At 72.8% G+C, this 20,011-nt stretch carries 20 protein-coding genes; 15 read left to right on the top strand and 5 right to left on the bottom strand.

Going from position 1 to position 20,011, the window contains the following annotated elements; translation table 11 throughout:
- The first annotated feature begins 131 nt into the window (after positions 1-131).
- The 3 genes from E1281_RS11065 (at position 132) to E1281_RS11055 (ending at position 3,580) form a co-directional block, all read left to right on the top strand.
- Positions 132-1,676 (top strand): uroporphyrinogen-III synthase, encoded by a 1,545-nt coding sequence (locus E1281_RS11065; RefSeq protein WP_279433605.1) that lies wholly within the window; start codon positions 132-134, stop codon positions 1,674-1,676.
- Positions 1,677-1,759: 83 nt separating this feature from the next.
- Entirely contained in the window at positions 1,760-2,743 is a 984-nt protein-coding gene (gene hemB / locus E1281_RS11060; RefSeq protein WP_131877200.1) for a porphobilinogen synthase, read from the top strand.
- Positions 2,744-2,890: 147 nt separating this feature from the next.
- Positions 2,891-3,580 carry a bifunctional DNA primase/polymerase gene (locus tag E1281_RS11055; protein ID WP_131877216.1) on the top strand — a complete coding sequence of 230 codons (690 nt, stop codon included), beginning with the start codon at positions 2,891-2,893 and terminating at the stop codon, positions 3,578-3,580.
- 9 nt (positions 3,581-3,589) lie between these two features.
- Here E1281_RS11055 and E1281_RS11050 read toward each other — a convergent pair whose 3' ends face one another.
- The gene (locus E1281_RS11050) at positions 3,590-5,305 is read right to left on the bottom strand and encodes a serine/threonine-protein kinase (protein ID WP_131877199.1); all 1,716 of its coding nucleotides are present in this window, start codon (positions 5,303-5,305) and stop codon (positions 3,590-3,592) included.
- A 172-nt stretch (positions 5,306-5,477) separates the two neighbouring features.
- Between E1281_RS11050 and hemL the strand changes: the two genes are divergently transcribed.
- Positions 5,478-6,773, top strand: a complete 1,296-nt coding sequence (gene hemL / locus E1281_RS11045; protein ID WP_131877198.1) for a glutamate-1-semialdehyde 2,1-aminomutase — start codon at positions 5,478-5,480, stop codon at positions 6,771-6,773.
- A gap of 50 nt (positions 6,774-6,823) precedes the next feature.
- Here hemL and E1281_RS11040 read toward each other — a convergent pair whose 3' ends face one another.
- Entirely contained in the window at positions 6,824-7,696 is an 873-nt protein-coding gene (locus tag E1281_RS11040; RefSeq protein ID WP_131877197.1) for a dihydrodipicolinate synthase family protein, read from the bottom strand.
- A gap of 5 nt (positions 7,697-7,701) precedes the next feature.
- The gene (locus tag E1281_RS11035; RefSeq protein ID WP_131877196.1) at positions 7,702-8,640 is read right to left on the bottom strand and encodes an EamA family transporter; all 939 of its coding nucleotides are present in this window, start codon (positions 8,638-8,640) and stop codon (positions 7,702-7,704) included.
- Positions 8,641-8,713: 73 nt separating this feature from the next.
- On the opposite strand from E1281_RS11035, the gene E1281_RS11030 reads away from it, so the two are divergent.
- The 8 genes from E1281_RS11030 to ccsB all read left to right on the top strand — a co-directional run bounded on the left by E1281_RS11030 (position 8,714) and on the right by ccsB (position 16,553).
- Positions 8,714-9,637 (top strand): LysR family transcriptional regulator, encoded by a 924-nt coding sequence (locus tag E1281_RS11030; RefSeq protein WP_131877195.1) that lies wholly within the window; start codon positions 8,714-8,716, stop codon positions 9,635-9,637.
- A 183-nt stretch (positions 9,638-9,820) separates the two neighbouring features.
- A complete protein-coding gene (locus E1281_RS41175) occupies positions 9,821-10,237 on the top strand; it encodes a protein kinase (RefSeq protein ID WP_207943219.1) in 417 nt (138 codons plus the stop codon).
- On the top strand, positions 10,238-11,542 hold the full coding sequence (locus E1281_RS11025) for a hypothetical protein (protein ID WP_207943218.1): 1,305 nt from the start codon (positions 10,238-10,240) through the stop codon (positions 11,540-11,542). It begins immediately after the preceding gene.
- A 61-nt stretch (positions 11,543-11,603) separates the two neighbouring features.
- Complete coding sequence (locus E1281_RS11020; protein WP_131877194.1) at positions 11,604-12,242, top strand: histidine phosphatase family protein; 639 nt, start codon at positions 11,604-11,606, stop codon at positions 12,240-12,242.
- 45 nt (positions 12,243-12,287) lie between these two features.
- Positions 12,288-12,878 (top strand): TlpA disulfide reductase family protein, encoded by a 591-nt coding sequence (locus E1281_RS11015; RefSeq protein ID WP_243716836.1) that lies wholly within the window; start codon positions 12,288-12,290, stop codon positions 12,876-12,878.
- A gap of 25 nt (positions 12,879-12,903) precedes the next feature.
- Entirely contained in the window at positions 12,904-13,647 is a 744-nt protein-coding gene (locus E1281_RS11010; RefSeq protein WP_131877193.1) for a cytochrome c biogenesis protein CcdA, read from the top strand.
- A gap of 1 nt (position 13,648) precedes the next feature.
- Positions 13,649-15,550 carry a cytochrome c biogenesis protein ResB gene (locus E1281_RS11005; RefSeq protein ID WP_131877192.1) on the top strand — a complete coding sequence of 634 codons (1,902 nt, stop codon included), beginning with the start codon at positions 13,649-13,651 and terminating at the stop codon, positions 15,548-15,550.
- Between the two features lie 4 nt (positions 15,551-15,554).
- The gene (ccsB, locus tag E1281_RS11000; RefSeq protein WP_243716834.1) at positions 15,555-16,553 is read left to right on the top strand and encodes a c-type cytochrome biogenesis protein CcsB; all 999 of its coding nucleotides are present in this window, start codon (positions 15,555-15,557) and stop codon (positions 16,551-16,553) included.
- Positions 16,554-16,605: 52 nt separating this feature from the next.
- On the opposite strand, the gene E1281_RS10995 is transcribed toward ccsB, so the two are convergent.
- Entirely contained in the window at positions 16,606-16,890 is a 285-nt protein-coding gene (locus tag E1281_RS10995; RefSeq protein WP_243716832.1) for a PLDc N-terminal domain-containing protein, read from the bottom strand.
- A gap of 143 nt (positions 16,891-17,033) precedes the next feature.
- Here E1281_RS10995 and E1281_RS10990 point away from each other — a divergent pair, with 143 nt between their 5' ends.
- Both E1281_RS10990 and E1281_RS10985 read left to right on the top strand, forming a co-directional pair.
- Positions 17,034-18,023, top strand: a complete 990-nt coding sequence (locus tag E1281_RS10990) for a hypothetical protein (protein WP_131877190.1) — start codon at positions 17,034-17,036, stop codon at positions 18,021-18,023.
- Positions 18,024-18,056: 33 nt separating this feature from the next.
- The gene (locus E1281_RS10985; protein WP_131877189.1) at positions 18,057-18,332 is read left to right on the top strand and encodes a hypothetical protein; all 276 of its coding nucleotides are present in this window, start codon (positions 18,057-18,059) and stop codon (positions 18,330-18,332) included.
- 168 nt (positions 18,333-18,500) lie between these two features.
- Here E1281_RS10985 and E1281_RS10980 read toward each other — a convergent pair whose 3' ends face one another.
- Entirely contained in the window at positions 18,501-18,704 is a 204-nt protein-coding gene (locus E1281_RS10980) for a BldC family transcriptional regulator (RefSeq protein ID WP_131877188.1), read from the bottom strand.
- Between the two features lie 247 nt (positions 18,705-18,951).
- Between E1281_RS10980 and E1281_RS10975 the strand changes: the two genes are divergently transcribed.
- Complete coding sequence (locus E1281_RS10975; RefSeq protein ID WP_131877187.1) at positions 18,952-19,929, top strand: threonine/serine dehydratase; 978 nt, start codon at positions 18,952-18,954, stop codon at positions 19,927-19,929.
- Positions 19,930-20,011 lie beyond the last annotated feature (82 nt).

Raw genomic sequence — 20,011 nt, 5'->3', positions numbered from 1 at the left:
GCCCCGCCGCGAAGAGCACCGCCGCGAAGTCCACCGCCGCCGAGACCACCGCCGCCGAGAACATCGGGAGCACGAAGAACGCGCCCGCCAGGCCGCCGGCCCCCGCGGGTACCGCTGAGGCGGCCGCCGGCCTGGGCACCGTCTCGATCGTCGGGATGGGTCCGGGCGACCCGAGCCTGCTGACCCTCCGCGCCGCCGCCGAACTGGAACGCGCCGACACGGTGATCGTCAGCCGTGCCGGCTGCCCGGCCGAGATCCTGGCCCACTGCCGTCCGGACGTGGAGATCATCGACTCGGCGGAGGGCGACCCCGTCCGGCTCGCCGCGCGGGCCGCCAGAGAGGGGCGGCGGGTCGTCCGGCTGATGCGCGGCGACCCGGGACTCGCGTGCGGTCTGGCCGCCGAGGGCGGCGCGCTGGCCGAGGCCGGCGTCCCGTTCGAGGTCGTGCCGGGCGTGTCCGCGGTGACCGGCGTGCCGGGGTACGCGGGCATCCCGCTGACCGACGCCGGGCACCGCGAGGTCCGGATCGTGGACGCCTCGGAGGGCGGCGTGGACTGGGAGCGGTTCGCCGCCCCGGACGCCACCCTCGTGATCACCGGCGCGGAGGGCGCGGTGGCGGAGGTCTGCAAGGGCTTGGTCGCCGCCGGGCGCCCCGACTCCACCCCGGCCGCGATCACGGGCCTCGGCACGACGACGGAGCAGGAGACCGTCGTGTCGACGCTCCAGAAGCTGGCGTCCGCGGCGAAGGGCATGGAGGCGCCCGCCCTGATCATCGTCGGGGACGTGGTCGGCTGGCGCGACCGGCTCTCCTGGTTCGAGACGAAGGCGCTGTTCGGATGGCGGGTCCTGGTGCCGCGCACGAAGGAGCAGGCCGCCTCGCTGTCGGAGCGGCTGCGCGAGCACGGGGCCGTCCCGGACGAGGTCCCGACGATCTCCGTCGAGCCGCCCCGCACGCCGCAGCAGATGGAACGCGCCGTCAAGGGCCTGGTCACCGGGCGCTTCGCGTGGGTGGTGTTCACCTCCACCAACGCGGTGAAGGCCGTCCGGGAGAAGTTCGTCGACTACGGCCTCGACGCCCGCGCGTTCGCCGGGCTGAAGGTCGCCGCCGTCGGCGAGCAGACCGCCGCCGCGCTGGTCGAGTTCGGCGTCCAGCCCGACCTGACGCCGTCCGGGGAGCATTCCGGGGAGGGCCTGGCGCGGGAGTGGCCGCCCTACGACGAGGACCTCGACCCCATCAACCGGGTGCTGCTGCCGCGTGCCGACATCGCCACCGACGTGCTCATCGCCGGGCTGACCGACCTGGGCTGGGAGTGCGAGGACGTGACCGCCTACCGGACGGTCCGCGCCGCGCCGCCGCCCGCGCCGATCCGTGAGGCGATCAAGGGCGGCGGGTTCGACGCCGTGCTGTTCACCTCGTCGTCCACCGTGAAGAACCTGATCGGGATCGCCGGCAAGCCGCACAACGTGACGGTGATCGCGGTCATCGGCCCGCAGACGGCGAAGACCGCGCAGGAATACGGGCTGCGTGTGGACGTTATGGCCGAAAAGCCTTCCGTATCGGCACTGGCGGAGGCACTGGCGGAGTACGGTGCCAAGCGGAGGGCGGCTCAGATCGAGGCGGGGGACCCGCTTCGCAAGCCCAGCCAGATGCGCCGGGGAGCCCGGCGCCGCAGATGACGCCAACGCACAGGACGACCTAGACGGCGGCTCACCCGGGCCTTCTCGGCGCAGGGCATCCGGGCGCCGGAGAGAGAAGGACCATGTCTGCACAGTTCCCCGTCGCGCGGCCGCGGCGGCTGCGCCGTACGCCCGCGCTGCGCCGGATGGTGGCCGAGACGCGGCTCGCCCCCGCCGAGCTGGTACTGCCGATGTTCGTCAAGGAGGGGATCGGCGAGCCGCAGCCCGTCTCGTCGATGCCGGGCGTGTTCCAGCACACCCGCGACAGCCTGCGCAAGGCCGCGGACGAGGCCGCGCAGGCCGGCGTCGGCGGGATCATGCTGTTCGGCATCCCGGCCGTCAAGGACGGGGCCGGCTCGGCCGCCGACGACCCCGGCGGGATCGTCCAGCTCGCGCTGCGCGACCTGGCGTCCGACCTGGGCGACTCGCTCGTGATCACGACCGACCTGTGCCTGGACGAGTACACCGACCACGGGCACTGCGGCGTCCTCACCCCCGCCGGCGAGATCGACAACGACGCGACGCTGGAGCGGTACGCCTCGATCGCGGTCGCGCAGGCCGAGGCGGGCGCGGCCGTCGTCGGGCCGAGCGGCATGATGGACGGCCAGGTCGCCGCGATCCGCGCGGCCCTCGACGGCGCCGGCCACCCGGACATCGCGATCATGGCGTACTCGGCGAAGTACGCCTCGGCCTACTACGGGCCGTTCCGCGAGGCCGCCGAGTGCGCGCCGCGGTTCGGCGACCGCTCCACGCACCAGCAGGACCCGGCGAACGCCGCCGAGTCGCTGCGCGAGGTGCTCCTCGACCTCGACGAGGGCGCCGACATGGTCATGGTGAAGCCCGCCGGGGCCTACCTCGACGTCGTGCGCCGCGTCCGCGACGCCGTGGACGTCCCCGTCGTCGCCTACCAGGTGAGCGGCGAGTACGCGATGATCGAGGCCGCCGCGGAGAAGGGCTGGATCGACCGGGACCGCACGATCATGGAGTCCCTGCTGTCGATCCGCCGCGCCGGCGCCGACGTCGTCCTCACCTACTGGGCCTCCGAGGTGGCCAGGCGCCTCACCTGATCCGGATCACCGCTTGATCCCCCTTGTCCCGGGACGTCTCTAGTCACTTGGGGTCGTTTCCGGGGGTTGCCGTGTGCGTACTTTTACGCGCCGGGCATCATCGTTAGTCAAGAACCCACGTTCGACCTTGGGGGATTGGGGGCGGAGATGCCGGTGGTGTCGGGGAGCAGACGGCAGAAGGCGGCGCGCGAGAGGGCGGCCCGCGAGAAGGCGAGACGCGACCGGACGGCCTCGGCGGCGCAGCGGTACGCCGCTCTGGGCTGGTCCTGCTTTCCGGGCGCCCATCCGCCGGCCGGCGGCGACCACGCCGGTCACGACAGGGCGTGCTCCTGCGACCGCATCGGCTGCCCCGACCCGGGCGCGCACCCGGTATCGGCCGCCTGGGCGCACCAGGCCAGCGTGGACGGCGGCGTCATCGAGCGCTGGTGGTCCGAACGTCCCGAGGCCAACGTCATCCTGCCGACCGGCCGCGTCTTCGACGTGTTCGACGTCCCGGCCGGCGCGGGCGCCCTGGCGCTGGCCCGGATCGCCTCGAGCGGGCTGCCCGCCGGGCCGGTCGCGTCGTTCGGCGGCGACCGGCACCTGTTCTTCGTCGCGACCCGCGGCGCCCCCGTCGACGAGGACGAATGGTGGTCCTGCCACCTCGACACCCTGCCGGAGGACGTGGCCGAGACGCCCGGCATGCGGTGGCACTGCCGCGACAGCTACGTCGTCGCACCGCCGTCCGTCCTCCCGTACGGCCGCGAGGTCAGCTGGCTGAGGCCCCCGTCCAGCGGCCCGCTCCCCGACCCGCTGCGCCTCCTGGAAGTCCTCGCCGACGCCTGCGAGGACGCCTAGCCACCCCCGTCAGGCCGCCCGCGGAGCTTTGATGGGGGGCTTGGGGCCCCACTTGGTGTAGGAGCCGTGCATCATCTGGTGGCGGCCGTCCTCGGCGCCGGCGCGGACCCAGAAGGCGACGGGGCGGTGGCCGGTGTCGATCTTGATCGCGAAGGCGATCTGCTGGGCGCCGGTCGCTCTGACCATATCCGTGAATGGTTTGGGCATGTACGCCTCGATCTGCCCCGCCGGGACCGCACCCTCGTAGATCGTTCCTGTCTCGGTGGACTCTTCCTTGGTGAGCTTCGTCGCCAACCGCATCAGGGATGTCAGGTTCCTGGCGGAGCTGCCCTGCCGCACCTGGTCGGCCACCTCCGAATAGCCGGATGCGCCCAGCGCCGATGATTTCCAGCGCCGGCCCGCGCGAAGGTAGAGCCGGTCCTCGACGATGACGCCGCGCACCGCCTTGCGCGCCGAACCCGATCCGGCGAACGTCAGCGAGTAGGACGGCTGCTGGCCATGGACCAGGCCGAACGTCCCCTTCGCGGTCGCGGGGAAGCCGCAGCAGCCGGTCTGCCGGTAGCTGAACTGGGCACCGTTGGCCTGGGCGACGGCCTGATCGATCTGCGTCGCGAGCGGCTTCCCGTCGACGCCCCCGGCCGGCAGCGTCGGCTGGGGGCTGCTGCTCTGCGCGGGCGCCGGGTCGGGCGGCGGGTTCTCGCCGTCGCGCAGCATCGCCGTGGCTCCGGCGGCGACGCCGACGACCATGAGGGCGGCGACGGCGGCCAGGATCCAGCGCGTCCGGGCTCCGCCGCTCCCCGGTTGCTTGCCCGTGACGGCGACGATCGGGTTGCGCCCGCTGCTGCGGGACGCCTTCGGCTTCGGCGGCTCGGGCTGCGTCGCGGCCAGCGCGGCAAGTTCGGCGAGCCGCCCGCGGCCCTGCGCCTCCCAGGACGGGCCGTACGCGGAGACGGCCGCGTCCTCCAGCGCGCCGAGGAAGTCGGCGACGGACCGCGGGCGCTCGGCCGGGTCCTTCGCGAGGCCCTGGTGGATCAGGTGGCGCAGCGGCCCGGGGACCTCGTCTGCGGGGACCGGCGCCTCGCGGTGCAGCCGCGCCATGTTCCGGCCCGCGTACGGGGGGCGGCCGGTGAGGCACTCGTAGAAGACCGCGGTGGCGGCGTACACGTCGGTGGCGACGGTGGCGGGCGCCCCGTCCCACAGCTCCGGCGCCGCGTACGGCGGGGCGGACTGCGCCTCGGTCCCCGCGGGCGACGTCGCGAAGTCGGTGAGCGTCGCGTTGCCGTTCGCGTCCACGAGGACGTTCGCCGGACGCATCGCGCCGTGCACGACCCCCGCCTCGTGCGCCGCCGCGAGCCCCAGGAGCGTTCCGCCGAGCATCGACAGGGCCGCCAGCGGGCCGGTGGGCCCCTGGACCGCCAGGACCCGCCGCAGGCTGACGCCCTCGGCGTACTGCATCACGATCGCGGCGCCGTCCGGGGTCTCGACGAAATCGTACAGGTCGACCACGTTGGGGTCTTCCAGTTGCGACAGGGCGCGTGCGGACTCGCGGAACCGCGACAGGAACGCCTCGTCGGTGGCGAGCCCGGCGCCGAGGTACTTGATCGCGACCTTGGTGCTGGTCATGTCGTCGGTCGCCAGCATCACCCGGCCCGAGGCGCCGTTGCCCAGCTCCCGGTCGTGGGTGAATCCCGGGACCGTCCAGCCGTCAACCACGTTGAAAGCCATCCCTCCGATACGGCCTGTCAATGAGTACGGCCGGTGACTACAGCCGGTGAATATGCGGGGCGCCGTGAGATCGTGTGCGAGACAGGGCGCCGATGTCGTACTTGGTGGAATATCGGCCCGTACGGTGCGAGGTCAAGGCAAGTCGCCGAACTGCAACTGAGAGACTGCTTCCGTGACTGGTATCGATCGCTCCCAGCAGTTGTTCGACCGTGCCGCCGCGGTGGTGCCCGGAGGCGTCAACTCGCCGGTCCGGGCCTTCGGGGCCGTCGGCGGGACCCCCCGCTTCATGGCCTCGGCGCGCGGGCCGTACCTGACGGACGCCGACGGCAACGAGTACGTCGACCTGGTGTGCTCGTGGGGGCCGATGATCCTCGGCCACGCGCACCCGGCCGTCGTGGACGCGGTGCGGGACGCCGCGGGACGCGGCACGTCCTACGGGGCGCCGACGCCGGGCGAGGTGGAGCTCGCCGAGGAGATCGCCGCCCGGACGCCGGTGGAGAAGGTGCGCCTGGTCAACTCGGGTACCGAGGCGACGATGTCGGCGATCCGGCTGGCGCGCGGGTTCACCGGACGCCCCAGGATCGTGAAGTTCGCCGGCTGCTACCACGGGCACGTCGACTCGCTGCTCGCCGCGGCCGGCTCCGGCGTCGCCACGTTCGGCCTGCCCGACACCCCGGGCGTGACGGGCGCGACCACGGGCGACACGCTGATCCTGCCCTACAACGACGTCGCGGCGCTGGAGACGGTCTTCCACGAGCACGGTACGGAGATCGCCTGCGTGATCACCGAGGCGGTGCCGTGCAACATGGGCGTGGTGCCGCCCGTGCCCGACTTCAACGCGCTGCTGAAGCGGCTGTGCGAGCGGTACGGCGCGCTGCTGGTCATCGACGAGGTCCTCACCGGGTTCCGGGCGTCCAGGTCCGGCTGGTTCGGGATCGAGGGCGTGCCGGGCGACCTGATGACGTTCGGGAAGGTGATGGGGGGCGGGCTCCCCGCTGCCGCGTTCGGCGGGCGCGCCGACATCATGGACCGGCTCGCCCCGGCCGGTCCCGTCTACCAGGCGGGCACCCTGTCGGGGAACCCGCTCGCCACCGCCGCCGGCCTCGCCACGCTGCGGCACGCCACGGACGAGGTGTACGCGGCGATCGACCGTTCGGCGGAGATCGTGTCGAAGGCCGCGTCGGAGGCCCTGGAGCGCGAGGGCGTCCCTCACTCGGCGCAGCACGCCGGAAACCTGTTCTCGGTCTTCTTCGCCGACGCCCCCGTCGGCGACTTCGCCGCGGCGCAGCGCCAGGACTCCAAGGCGTACGCGGCGTTCTTCCACGCGGCCCTGGAACGCGGCGTGTACCTGCCGCCGTCGGCGTACGAGGTGTGGTTCCTGTCGTCCGCGCATGACGGGGAGGCGCTGGAACGGGTCCTGGACGCCCTTCCGCACGCCGCCCGAGCCGCGGCCCGGCACTCGTCCTAAACGCCGTTCTCCGTCGCCCTAAACGCCGTCCAGGCCCACTCCCTCTCGCGTCAGGCGGGTAGGGCGTGGTGGGCGGTGAGGGCCGCGGTGACCGAATCGGGGTGCGGTGCGTGCAGCGGGGTGCGGACCACGGGGGTGTCGATCAGTCCTTCCTCGGCGAGGCAGGCCTTGAGGACGGCGGGCGCCGGTTCGCTGAACAGCGCCTCGGCCATGGGGAGCAGCGCGTTGTGGAGCGCGAGCCCGCGGGTCGTGTCGCCGTCGCGCGCCGCGGCCGCCATCGCGGCGTATGCGGATGGCGCGAGGCAGGCGCACGCGGCGATGCCGCCGGCCGCGCCGAGGTGCAGCATCGGGTAGATGTACGCGTCGTCCCCGGCAAGGACCGCCTTTCCGGGGTTCCCCGCGAGCAGGGCGAGCGTGTCGTGGTCGATGGCGCCCGCGCAGTGCTTCATGCCCGCGACGCCGTCGAGGGAGAGCAGCCGGACGAGCGTGTCCGCGGAAACGTGCTTCCCCGTCCGGTACGGGATGTTGTACGGCAGGATCGGGACGTCCACGGCCGCGGCGACCGCGGCGAAGTGGTCGATGACGGCCTCGTCCGACGGGCGCAGGTAGTACGGGACGACGACGAGCAGCGCGTCGGCCGTCGCGGCGCGTTCGCGGGCCTGCCGGATGGAGTCCTCGGTGCCCATCGTCCCGGCGCCGACGATCAGCGGCGTCCCGTGCTCGATGGAGACGGCGCGGCAGACCTCCAGGACCGTCCGCTGCTCGGCCGGGTCCAGCAGGGCGGCCTCGCCGGTCGTGCCGAGCGCGACCAGCCCGTCCGTGCCGTTCTCCAGGCAGTGGACGGCGAGCCGTTCGAGCGACTTGGCGTCCACGTCGCCGGAGTGGGTGAACGGCGTGACGAGCGAAGCGTGGATTCCCCTCATGGGTCTCACCTCGTTTCGGCGGGCCGGATGTCCGCGGGCCCGATGTCGGCGGGCTGGGCGATGTCCACGCGCGAGCGGAGGCGGACGCTGCCGGCGGTGACGCCCACCATGACCAGGACGGCCCCTGCCAGATGCGTGGCGGTCACGTGCTCGCCGAGCAGCAGGCCCGCCGACAGCAGCCCGAACGGCGGGACGAGCAGCGAGTAGGTCGCGACCGTGCTGGCCTCGTACCGGCGCATCAGCCACCCCCAGGCGCCGAAGCAGAAGAGGGTCGAGACGTAGGCGATGAACGCCAGCGAGGCGAGGCCGGCCGGCGAGGGGCCGCGCGCCGCGTCCGCGATCGCCGCCGGTCCCTCGAAGACCAGCGAGAGGGCGAGGAGGGGGATCGGCGGCACCAGCGACATCCACACCATGAACCCGAACGCGTCGACCGGCCCGCGGGCGGCCTGGTTCATCCGCCGCATGGCGACGTTCGCCAGTCCCCAGCTCGCCGCCGCGAGGAGGCAGACCAGGAACGCCGCGACCGGGCTCCCGCCCTCGGCCTGCGCCACGCCGATGAGCGTGACGCCGCCGAACGCGACGGCCATGCCCGCGATCAGCCGGGCGCTCAGCCGCTCGTGCAGCAGCACCGCCGCGAACAGCGCGGTGAAGATCGCCTGGACCTGGAGGACGACCGACGCCAGCCCCGCGGGCATACCCATGTGCATGCCGAGGAACAGCAGGCCGAACTGCCCGACCCCGAGCGGGACGCCGACGAGCACGAGCCAGCGCGCCGGGACCGGGGGCCGCCGCACGAGGAAGACGGCGGGCAGCGCCGCGGCCGTGAACCGGAGCGCGGCCATCAGCAGCGGCGGGAAGTCGTCCAGCGCCACCTTGATCGGGACGAAGTTGAACCCCCACAAGGCGGCGATCAAGGTGGCCAGCAGCACATGGCGCGGTCTCATGCCTCCGATCGTCGTGACACGTTTGCTTTAGGACAAGCGAGAATTTCTTGACGACTCGCTTTAGTATTGCTTCATGCTTGATCTCGAACGGCTGCGTGCGCTGCGCGCCGTCGCGACCTACGGCTCGGTCAGCGCCGCCGCCGACGTCCTGCACGTGACGACGTCGGCCGTCTCCCAGCAGCTCGCCAAGCTGGAGCGCGAGACCGGCCAGAAGCTCCTCGAACGCAACGGGCGCGGCGTCCGCCTCACCGACGCCGCCGAACTCCTCGTCGTCCACGCCGAGCGGATCCTGTCGCTCGTCGAGCAGGCGCAGGCCGACCTGGAGGCGCACCGCGGCTCGGTCGTCGGGCAGCTCACGGTCGCGGCCTTCCCCACCGCGGTCCGCGGGCTCATGCCGGCCGCACTGCGCTCTCTGCGCGCCGAGCATCCCGACCTGCGCGTCCTGCTCAGCGAGGAGGATCCCATGCGCAGCATGCCGCTCGTGGTGCGCGGCGACCTCGACATGGCCGTCGTCCAGGACTGGAACAACGAGCCGCTGCCGCTGACCGAGGGGCTGCACAAGGGCGTCATCTGCGACGACGTCGCCGACGTGGCGCTGCCGGAGGGGCACGCGCTCGCAGGCCGCGACGCGATCGAACTCAAGGAGCTGGCCGGCGATCCCTGGATCAGCTCCTCGCCCGACAGCATCTGCTGCGACTGGCTGCTGCGGACGCTCCGCGCGGTCGACAGCGAGCCCCGCATCGACCACATGGCCTACGAGTTCGCCACGCAGCTCGCCCTGGTCGCCGCCGGGCTCGGCAACGTGATCCTGCCCCGCCTCGGCCGCTGCGACGTGCCGCCCGGCGTCGCGATCGTCCCGCTGGACGCCCCGCTGTCGCGCCGGGTCTACGCGGTCTGGCGCGAGGAGGCCGCCCGCCGTCCCGCGATCCGCGCCGTCGTCACCGCGCTGCGCGCGGCCGTCCCGCCCGGCGTCCCCGCGCTCACCGCCGCCACGTAGCCGACCGCCCGACGCCGCCGACCGCCCGACGCCGCGTGCGGGCGCTTTTCGGTACATTCCCTGCCATCGCGATCATCGACGGGGGACGCATGGGCGCCGACGGAGCCGAATGGCGGGTCAGCGGGTTCACGGAGCTGCGCCGCCTCGGGGCGGGCGCCCAGGGGCGGGTGGTGCTCGCCCGGCATGACGAGTCGGGCACGCCCGTGGCGATCAAGTACCTGCCCGCCGCCGCGGACGAGGAGGCCCGGGAACGGCTGCGCGCGGAGGCCGGGATGCTCGCGCGCGGACAGCCCGCACGTCGCCCGCCTCTACCGGCTCGTCATGGGTCCGGAAACCGCCGCCATCGTCATGGAGGCCATCGACGGCGCCCCCCTCAAGGACGTGCTGGAACGCCACGGGCCACTCGCCCCCGAGGCCGCTCTGACCGTCCTCAAGGGCTCGCTGCTGGGCCTGGCCGCCGCGCACGCGGTCGGCGTCGTCCACCGCGACTACAAGCCCGCCAACGTCGTCGTCCCGGCGGACGGGCAGAGCCGGCTCGTCGACTTCGGCATCGCGGCGTCGGCCGGGCAGGAGGCGGGCGGCGCGGGCACCGCGTACTAAATGGCGCCGGAGCAGTGGAGCCGGCACGTCGCCACCCCCGCGTGCGACGTGTACGCGGCGACCTGCGTGTTCGTCGAGTGCGTCAGCGGACGCCGCCCCTACTCGGGCGACCGCGCCGCGCTGATGCGGGCCCACCTGACCGGCCCCGTCCCGGTCGAGGCCGTCCCCGAGCCGCTCCGGCCGCTGGTGACCCATGGCATGGCCAAGGACCCGGAGGAGCGCCCGCAGGGCGCCGCCGCGTTCGTGGACGAACTGGAGCGCACCGCACGGGAGGCCTACGGCGAGGACTGGGAGCAGCGCGGGCTCCGGACCCTCGCCGCTTCCGCGGTCGCCCTCGCCGCCCTGTTCCCGCTGGCCGCGTCGCTGATGCCCGGCGCGGCGTCCGCGACCGGGATGGCGGCGGGCCAAGCGGCGGGTCAGGCGGCGGGACAGGCCGCGGGACAGGCCGCGGGACAGGCGGCCGGGCATGCCGCCATGTCGGGCAAGGTGGCGGGAACCTCGGCCGTGAAGGCGTTCTTCGCCAGTGGTCCCGGTGTGACGGCCGGCGCCATCGGGACGGCCGCGGTGGTCGGAGCGGGCGCCGTGGGGGTCCAGCAGGCCACCGGCGACGATCCGGAGCCGAGACCCACGGCGACCACGACGCCGGTCGCCGCCACCGTGGCGGACGTTCGCGACTGCGTCACCACGGGACCGGGCGGCGAGCCGATCGCGCCGCCCACCGGGCCCGCGCGGGTCACGCTGCCCACCCAGATCGAGCTGCCGGGGAACGCGACCGTCTACCGCGCCAACCAAGTGCTGCTGATCGGCCCGTCCGGCGCGTCCTGCGAGGGGTCGATCGGCGTGAACTCCGGCGGCACCAGCGTGGGGAACGCCCGGACGGGCATGGTCAGGCACTCATGGACGGGATCGGTCGGCGTGATCGGTTCGAAGGTCTGCCAGTACTTCCCGGACTCCCCGCGGGCCCAGCGGGAAAGGGAACTGACCGGTGACTGCACCTCGACCCTGTCCACGCGCGAGGACGTCCCCACCGGGGCGCCCGGCGTCCTGGCGATGCTGACGAGCGACATGGAGGGCGAGAACCAGGAGGTCCCCTCGCCCCGGGTGTCGGCGCGCATCGCCATGCTCGGCCCCGAGGGCGGCGTGTCACCGGTCAGCTGCACCGCACCGGTGGCGGCCGCCGCCGTCTGCACCGCCGCGCTCACCTACCGGTACCTGCAGGGGATGGAGGGCGTCGAGATCGGCGAGGCCGAGCTCGACCGCGCCGCCCGGCACATCGCGAGGTTCGTCTCCGCCTCCCGGAGCTGAACGGCGCCCGGGGCGGCCGGTGGCCGGAAGGATCAAGCGGCGCGGGTAACCTGACCTCGCGATGACTGAAATGACGATCGTTCACCTGCTGCGGCACGGTGAGGTGCACAATCCCGAGGGCATCCTGTACGGGCGGCTGCCCGGGTACCGCCTCAGCGAGGACGGTGTCCTCATGGCGAAGGCCGCCGCGAAATGGTTCGCCGAGCGGGACGTCACCGCGCTGTTCTCGTCGCCGATGCAGCGGGCGCTGGAGACGGCCGCGCCGCTCGCCGACGCGCTCGACCTGCCGGTGACGGTGGACGATCGTCTGATCGAGGCCGGCAACCACTTCGAGGGGCTGACGTTCGGGGCCGGGGCGGGCTCGCTGCGCCGCCCGGAGCACTGGTACCACCTGCGCAACCCGTTCCGCCCGTCCTGGGGGGAGCCGTACCGGGCGCTCGCCGCGCGGATGCGCGCCGCCGTGATCCGGGCGCGGGAGGCGGCGCGCGGCCACGAGGCCGTGTGCGTCAGCCACCAGCTGCCCGTCTGGATCCTGCGGCTGCACGCCGAGCGCCGCCGCCTCTGGCACCTGCCGAACAGGCGCGAGTGCACCCTGGCCAGTGTCACCAGCCTGACGTTCGACGGCAGCCGGCTCGTGGAGGTGTCCTACAGCGAGCCCGCCGCCGGGATCGCGAAGGGGCCCAGTGTCGCGGGTGCCTGAAAGCACCGGTACGTTGTGTACTACGTCTTGTAGTAGGAGGGTCCGTTGAGCCCCCGAATCTCCCCTCTGCGCGCCGCCGCCACCGTCGCCGCGCTCTGCGGGCTGCTGGCCGGCTGCGCCGGGACCAGCGCCTCGGAGAACGGAACGGGCGGGGACGGCAACCGGTTCATCTCGGGCGACGGCAACATCACCGAGTTCAAGCCCGCCGACCGCACGGACGTCCAGGGCGTCAGCGGCGGGCTCCTGGACGGCGAGCCGTTCAAGCTGTCCGAGTTCCAGGGCAAGGTCGTGGTCGTCAACTTCTGGGCGTCCTGGTGCGCGCCCTGCCGCGGTGAGGCGCCGACCCTGCAGCACGTCTACACCGAGAAGAAGGACGAGGGCGTCGAGTTCCTCGGCGTCAACTTCAAGGACTCCAAGGCGAACGCCGAGGCCTTCGAGCGCAAGTTCAAGGTCACCTATCCGAGCCTGTTCGACGCCGACGGCCAGGTCACGCTGGCGTTCCGCGAGGTGCCGCCCAGCGCGATCCCGAGCACGCTCGTCCTGGACCGGCAGGGCCGGATCGCCGCCCGCATCGTCGGCGCGACGACCTACTCCAAGCTCACGCCGCTCGTCGACAAGGTCTCCGCGGAGAAATGAGCCCAGAAGTGAGCACGGCGGGAACGTGAGCTCCCTCACCGAGACGGTTTTCAGCGGGTCGCTGGTGGTGGCGGCGCCGCTGGCGGCGCTGGCCGGGCTCGTCTCGTTCGCCTCGCCGTGCGTCCTGCCGCTGGTGCCGGGCTACCTGTCGTACGTGACCGGCATGACCGGCGCGGACCTGGCCGACCAGCGGCGCGGCCGGCTGCTCGCGGGCACCCTGCTGTTCATCGCGGGGTTCAGCGTCGTGTTCGTCAGCTACGGCGCGATCTTCGGGGGGCTGGGCCGGTGGCTGCTGGAGTACCAGGAGACGATCACCCGAGTCCTCGGCGTCGTCACGATCCTGTTCGGCCTCGCGTTCATGGGCCTGATCCCGGGGTTGCAGCGGACGATGAAGTCGGGCCGGCTCCCCGCGGCCGGTCTCGCGGGGGCGCCGCTGCTCGGCGTCCTGTTCGGGCTCGGCTGGACGCCGTGCATCGGGCCGACGCTCGGCGCGGTGCAGAGCCTCGCCGTCACCGAGGCGAGCGCCGGACGGGGCGCGCTACTGTCGCTCGCGTACTGCCTGGGCCTCGGGCTGCCGTTCGTGGCCGCCGCGATCGCCTACCGCTGGGCGCTCGGCGCGTTCAGCGCGGTGAAGCGCCACTACCCCCTCGTCATGCGGATCGGCGGGGGGATGCTCGTCCTCATCGGGGTGCTGCTGGTGAGCGGCCTGTGGGGTGACCTGAACATCGAGCTGAAGTCGTGGATCAGCGGCTTCGAACCGGTGATTTGAGATGACTGAGATCCAGGACGAAGTCAGAGACGGGGAGTCGGCGACGCGGTCGCCCGCCGCGCGGCGGGCGCCGGGGGAGGTGACGCGCCCCGCCGGCATCGGCCCGCTCGGCTGGCTGAGATGGGGCTGGCGGCAGCTCACCACGATGCGCACCGCGCTGATCCTGCTGTTCCTCGTGGCGCTCGGCGCGGTCCCCGGATCGATCCTGCCGCAGCGGGGGCAGGCGCCCGGGGACGTCGCGACCTACCTCGAAGAGCACAAGACGCTCGGTCCCTGGCTGGACCGGCTGTCGATGTTCGACGTCTTCGCCGCGCCCTGGTTCGCGGCGATCTACATCCTGCTGTTCGTCTCGCTCGCCGGTTGCGTCATCCCCCGCGCCTCCCAGCACTACCGGTCGATGCGGGCCCGCCCCCCGGCGGCGCCCCGCAACCTCGGGCGGCTGCCCCAGTCGGCGAAGTACGAGACGGACGCGTCCCCGGAGGACGTCCTCGCCGAGGCGCGCACGGTGCTGCGCGGACGCCGGTTCCGCGTGGACGTCTCCGGCGCCGCCGCGTCCGCCGAGAAGGGCTACCTGGGCGAGACCGGCAACCTGCTCTTCCACCTGGCGCTGCTGGGGCTGCTGTTCGCGCTCGGCCTCGGCAACCTGTTCGGCTACCAGGGGAACGTGCTGCTGACCGAGGGCAAGACGTTCGCCAACTCGCTCAACCAGTACGACCAGTTCAACCCGGGACGGGCGTTCAACGACGGCGAGCTGGCGCCGTTCACCGTCTCCCTCGACGACTTCAAGGCCGAGTACCAGACCGAGGGCGACAAGCGCGGCCAGGCCATCGACTTCAACGCCGACATCCGCTACCGGGCCACCCCCGACGACGGGGAGAAGCGGTACGACCTGCGGATGAACCACCCGCTCGGCGTCGGCGGAGCGAAGGTGTACCTGCTCGGGCACGGCTACGCGCCGACCTTCACCGTCCGGGACGCCGAGGGCAACGTCGCGTTCCAGGACTCGGTGCCGTTCCTGGAGATGGAGCCGCGGAACCAGACGTCCGAAGGGGTCATCAAGGTCCCCGACGCCCAGCCCGACCAGCTCGCCTTCTACGCGATCCTGTGGCCGACCGCGATGGCGAGCGAGGACGGCAAGCAGATCGTCTCGGCGTTCCCGGCGCCGCTCCGCCCGGTCGTCACGATCTCGGCGTTCAAGGGCGACATCGGCCTGGACTCCGGAACCCCCCAGTCGGTCTACAAGCTGGAGGGGCTCGGCAAGACGCTCCACCCCGTCAAGGACGGCCAGAAGCTGCTGGAGCCGGGGGAGACGTTCGAGCTGCCCGGCGGCGCCGGGTCGGTCACGTTCGACGGGCTGAAGCAGTACGTGACGCTCTCGGTCAACCGGGACCCCGGACGGGTCCCGGCCCTGGTCGCGGCCATTCTCGCCGTGCTGGGCGTGGCGGCCTCGTTCATGGTCAGGCGCCGCAGGGTGTGGGTCCGTGCGAGCGCCGGCGAGGGCGGGCGTACGGTGGTCGAGGTCGGCGGCCTCACGCTGGGGACCCCGACCCCCGAGTTCGACGAGATCGTGACCGCCCTGCGCGGCCCGCGGCCCGAACCTGACGACGAGGGCCCCGAGGGCGAAGGCCCGGACGGCAAGGCACCTGACGAAGGACCTGACGGCGATGGACCTGACGGCGATGGGGCTGACGGCGATGGGGCTGACGGCGAAGGGTCTGACGGCGAAGGGTCTGACGGCGAAGGGGCTGACGGCGAAGGGTCTGACGGCGAAGGGCCTGACGACGAAGGGCCTGACGCCGAGGGGTCCGCCGACGGGCGGTCTGACGAGGGGTCCAGCGAGGGGCCCGACAGCGAGCCCGCCTCCGGCCGTGAGGCCGGGCAGGCGGACGAATCGAAGGAGTGACGAGGTGAGCACTGCCGAGCTCGCGAACATGAGCGACAAGCTCATGCTGACCACCGTGGTCATGTACGTGGTCGCGCTGGCCGCCTACGCCGTCGACCTCGGCTTCGGCCGCCGCCAGGTGGCGGCCGAGGCGGAGCCGGAGAAGGCGGACGTCAAGGTCCTGGTAGGCGCCGCGGGCGCCGAGGCCGAGGACGCCGCCCCGGCGGACGCCTCCGCCGCCTCCGCAGGCGAGGGCGCCGACGAGGACGAGAGCGGGCGCCCGCAGGTCGACTGGGTTCGTCTCGCGCTCCTGGTGACCGTGCTGGGCTGGGGCGCGCACCTGGGCGTCATGGTGACGCGCGGTCTGTCGGCGAGCAGGTGGCCGTGGGGGAACATGTACGAGTTCCTCACCGCGATCACGTTCGCCGCCGTCACCGCGTTCATGGTCGTGATGTTCCGCTACAAGGCGCGCTACCTCGGCGCGTTCGTCATGGCCGCCGCCGTCGTCGGGCTGGGCGTGGCGAACATCTGGCTGTACGACTCGGTGGGCCCGGTCACCCCGGCGCTGAACTCCTACTGGATCGCCATCCACGTGACCGCCGCGATCATCGCGACGGGTGCGTTCACCATCGCGGGCGCGGCCACGATCTTCTACCTGCTGAAGGCCCGCGCGGAGGCCAGTGAGGCGGGTCCGGGCGCCGTTCTGTCCCACATCCCGTCGGCCGAGACGCTGGACCGCCTCGCGATGCGGGTCACGATGTTCGCGTTCCCGATCTGGACCGCCGCGATCATCATGGGCGCCATCTGGGCCGACGAGGCGTGGGGCCGCTACTGGGGCTGGGATCCCAAGGAGATCTGGTCGTTCATCACCTGGATCATCTACGCGGCCTACCTGCACGCCCGTGCGACGTCCGGGTGGAAGGGCCGCAAGGCCGCGGTCCTGTCCCTGCTCGCGTTCGCCGCGCTGCTGTTCAACTTCTTCGGCGTGAACTACATGTTCTCGGGCCTGCACTCCTACGCCTGAGGCGCGGCTCAGCCGCTGCGCCTGAGGCGCGCTCAGCCGCCCTCGACGCGCCTCAGCCGTCCTCGCCGCGGAGCCGGCGTTCCAGATCGCGGAGGAACGCCGGGTCGTCGTCCGGTCCGATCGGGCCGTCGGCGGCCATCCGCGAGCCGAGGACGGCCGGACGGCCGCCCCGGGGACGGCCGTCCAGCAGCCACAGCACGGAGCCGATGAGGAAGCCGAAGAAGGCGACCGCGAGCCAGCCCTTCTTGGACAGGTGGCGCAACTCGGACGGGTCGGTACGGAGCACGTCCAGGCAGCAGTAGACCCAGACACCGAGCAAAAGCAGCGTAACCAGCACGTTTATCACGACAAAAGGGTATCCGTGACTCCCGGGGATGACGCCAAGTCGGGTTCCGGCTTACCCTGCTTGCGGGGCCTTGTCCGTCAGGACTCGATGAGCGTCGCTTTGAACCCTGCGGGCCCCGTCGACAGAGGAGCCTGATGCGCTTCAAAGGCGTCCATCGCAAGCCCCGGGAACTGCGGAACCGGGAGTCGCTCCGCCGCGCGCAGAGCCCCAAGGACGACGCCGCGTACTCCCCGTCGCCGCCGGACTCGGGCCAGGTACGGCCCCGCAGCAACCAGCCGCGCGACCGCTTCGGCCGGTTCCGCAAGGCGGGCCGCGACGACGACTACGCGGTCGGCCCGGACCGCGCCGGCGCCAACGGCGTGGACGGCGGCGTGGACGGCGGGGACGCCGTGGCCGGGCTCACCGGACGGTTCGGACGCCGCAGGCACGGGCGGCCGAGGTCCGGCGACCTCTCGTGGAGCGACTTCGAGCTGGAGGACGACCGGCTGCGCGTGGAGCCGCACCCGCCGGGGACGCCGCACGCGGCCGACGGCCGCCGCCACTGCGGCCCTCTGGAGGGCATCATCTACCGGCAGTGGGACGTCCGGGAGGGGCCGCCGCCACCCGAGGTGATCGGGGCCGTGGACAGCCTGGCGTCGCTGCCCGAGCCGCTGAAGGAGAAGCTCGCGGGCGGGCTCGACGGCATCTACGTGGGCCCCGGCGGCGTCCCGCAGCTCGACGACATGGGCCACCTGCGCGACCGCCCGCTCCCGTCGGGCCGCGCCACCTGGGACATCTGCGCCGGCGCGTACGGCGACCGCAAGATCGTCGTCGGCGACCGGCCGTCCCCGACGCCGGACGTGATGCTCCACGAGGTCGGGCACGCGCTCGACGACATCGACGGCGACGACGGCGCGTGGACGTCCGACACCCCGGCCTTCCAGCGGCTGTACGAGGAGTGCAGGCCGCATCTGGCGAGCGACTTCCACCGGCAGCCCGACGCGCTCGGCCGCCGCGAGTTCTTCGCGGACGCGTTCGCCGCGATCTCCTCCCGGCAGCGTCCCGCCCTCGTGGATATGCTCGGCGGCAACATCCGGACCGCCCTGGAGGTCATGCTCTTCTTCAACCGCCGGTACGGGATCTAGGCCGTGTTCAGAAAAGGGCAGGGGTGATCGAGGATGTACGTGATCCGGCTCCCCGATGGCACGCTCCGGGTCCCGCACAGCGTCCTCGCCGAACCCGGCGAGGACGAGACGGCGGCGGGCGAGGGACCGATCATCGCCGACGCCTACGTCGAGATCGGGCCGGACGACCCCGGCTACGACCGCCTCCTCGGCGAGTCGCTCACCGAGGAGGAACTGGAGGAGAGGCGGCGTCGCTGGCGGGACGAGGACGCGGACCTGCTCCGCCGGTTCGAGGAGTGGAAGGCGGACGGAGCCGGGGATCAGGAGTGATCCGGAGATCAGGAGCGGCGCGGACCGGGCGTGGGACGGGCCGGATGCACGGTCTCCAGGTGCACGGTGCGGAGGAGCGGACCCCGGCCGCCCGGGCGAGGGATTCCCTGAAGGACTACCACGGCGCGGCGGTCCGGGCGGCAGAGGCCGGAGATGCGGAGACCGGGGTCAGCGCGCCGAATGCTCGACGATGGGCTCCTCGCCTCGCAGCAGCGCGTGCACCTCGGACTCGCGGAAGCGCCGGTGCCCCCCCGGGGTACGGATGCTGCTGATCCGCCCCGCGGCGGCCCACCGGGTGACCGTCTTCGGGTCGACCCGGAAGAGGGCGGCGACCTCCCCTGGGGTCAGCAGGCGCTCGCTCGTGCTCTCCACGTTTTCTCTCCCCCTTTGTCCCGCTCTCGGCGCGGGTGGACTGTTTAACAGTGTGGCGGGTCAAGACCGATTTCTCCCTTGTTTTCGGAAAAGATCACGGTCCGTAGTTCGTCGAACAGGAGCGATCACCGACGGTGCCCGCGCCATCGGTAACGCAGATCACGTTGACCCCGTTTGACCTGCCAAGTCACGTCCGGGACGGGCCGCCGGGCGCCGCTGCGCGCCGCGCGAAGTAGTCTCCCAGAACATGTCCGATCTCGTATCGCTGCCGGAGATGGAACTGGCCGCCGAGCGCATCGCCGGCGTCGCCGTCCGGACCCCGCTCGTGCCCTTTCCCCGCCACCCCGCCTCCGCCGCCGGGGAGCCGTCGCTGCTGGTGAAGGCCGAGTCGCTGCAGCCGATCGGCGCGTTCAAGCTGCGCGGCGCGTACGCCGCCATCTCCGCGCTGCCCGAGGCCGAGCGCGAGCGCGGCGTGGTCACGCACTCCAGCGGCAACCACGCGCAGGCCGTCGCGTACGCGGCACGCGCCCTCGGCACCAAGGCGATCCTGGTCATGCCGCACACGGCCCCGGCCGTGAAGGTGGACGCGTGCATGACGCTCGGCGCCGAGATCGTCTATGTCGAGCCGACGTCGCAGGCCCGCGCCGAGACCGCGGCCCAGCTCGCCGGCGCGCACGGCTTCGCGATGATCCCGCCCTATGACGACGCCCGGGTCATCGCCGGCCAGGGCACCGCGGGCATCGAGATCGTCCAGGACCGCCCGGACGTGGACGTGGTCCTCGTCCCGGTCGGCGGCGGCGGACTGGTCGCCGGGGTCTCCGCCGCGGTCAAGGCGCTCCGTCCCGAGGCCGTGATCGTCGGCGTCGAGCCCGAGCTCGCCGCCGACGCCCGCGAGTCGATGGGTGCGGGACGCCCCGTCTCCTGGGACGCGGAGGCGACCGGCCGCACCGTCGCCGACGCCCTGCGCGTCCAGCGGGTCGGCGACCGGCCGTTCGCGCACATGCGCGCCCACGTGGACGGGATCGTCACCGTCACCGAGGACGAGATCAGGACGTCGATGCGCCGCCTGGCCCGCGAGGCCCGCCTGATCGCCGAACCGGCCGGGGCCGTGGCCACCGCCGCGTACCTCTACCACCGCGACGAACTCCCCGCGGGGGGGACCTACGTCTCGATCCTCTCCGGCGGCAACGTCGACCCGGACCTGTTCCTCGACGTGCTCAAGTGACGAGGGCTCAAGTGACGAGGGCTCAAGTGACGAGGGGGCAAGTGACGAGGGGGCAAGTGACGAGGGGGCAAGCAGGGAGGAC

The organism is Actinomadura sp. KC345 (genome assembly GCF_004348515.1).
Lineage (GTDB): Bacteria > Actinomycetota > Actinomycetes > Streptosporangiales > Streptosporangiaceae > Spirillospora.
The sequence above is the reverse complement of the archived record's forward strand: the minus strand, read 5'-3'. Positions and strand labels throughout refer to the sequence as shown.

Bases quoted from the DNA above. Each gene is read 5' to 3' on its own strand.
- hemB (WP_131877200.1), top strand. From the start codon at position 1,760: ATGTCTGCACAGTTCCCCGTCGCGCGGCCGCGGCGGCTGCGCCGTACG.
- E1281_RS11055 (WP_131877216.1), top strand. From the start codon at position 2,891: ATGCCGGTGGTGTCGGGGAGCAGACGGCAGAAGGCGGCGCGCGAGAGG.
- E1281_RS11050 (WP_131877199.1), bottom strand. From the start codon at position 5,305: ATGGCTTTCAACGTGGTTGACGGCTGGACGGTCCCGGGATTCACCCAC.
- E1281_RS11040 (WP_131877197.1), bottom strand. From the start codon at position 7,696: ATGAGGGGAATCCACGCTTCGCTCGTCACGCCGTTCACCCACTCCGGC.
- E1281_RS11035 (WP_131877196.1), bottom strand. From the start codon at position 8,640: ATGAGACCGCGCCATGTGCTGCTGGCCACCTTGATCGCCGCCTTGTGG.
- E1281_RS11030 (WP_131877195.1), top strand. From the start codon at position 8,714: ATGCTTGATCTCGAACGGCTGCGTGCGCTGCGCGCCGTCGCGACCTAC.
- E1281_RS41175 (WP_207943219.1), top strand. From the start codon at position 9,821: ATGACGAGTCGGGCACGCCCGTGGCGATCAAGTACCTGCCCGCCGCCG.
- E1281_RS11025 (WP_207943218.1), top strand. From the start codon at position 10,238: ATGGCGCCGGAGCAGTGGAGCCGGCACGTCGCCACCCCCGCGTGCGAC.
- E1281_RS11020 (WP_131877194.1), top strand. From the start codon at position 11,604: ATGACTGAAATGACGATCGTTCACCTGCTGCGGCACGGTGAGGTGCAC.
- E1281_RS11005 (WP_131877192.1), top strand. From the start codon at position 13,649: ATGACTGAGATCCAGGACGAAGTCAGAGACGGGGAGTCGGCGACGCGG.
- E1281_RS10990 (WP_131877190.1), top strand. From the start codon at position 17,034: ATGCGCTTCAAAGGCGTCCATCGCAAGCCCCGGGAACTGCGGAACCGG.
- E1281_RS10985 (WP_131877189.1), top strand. From the start codon at position 18,057: ATGTACGTGATCCGGCTCCCCGATGGCACGCTCCGGGTCCCGCACAGC.
- E1281_RS10975 (WP_131877187.1), top strand. From the start codon at position 18,952: ATGTCCGATCTCGTATCGCTGCCGGAGATGGAACTGGCCGCCGAGCGC.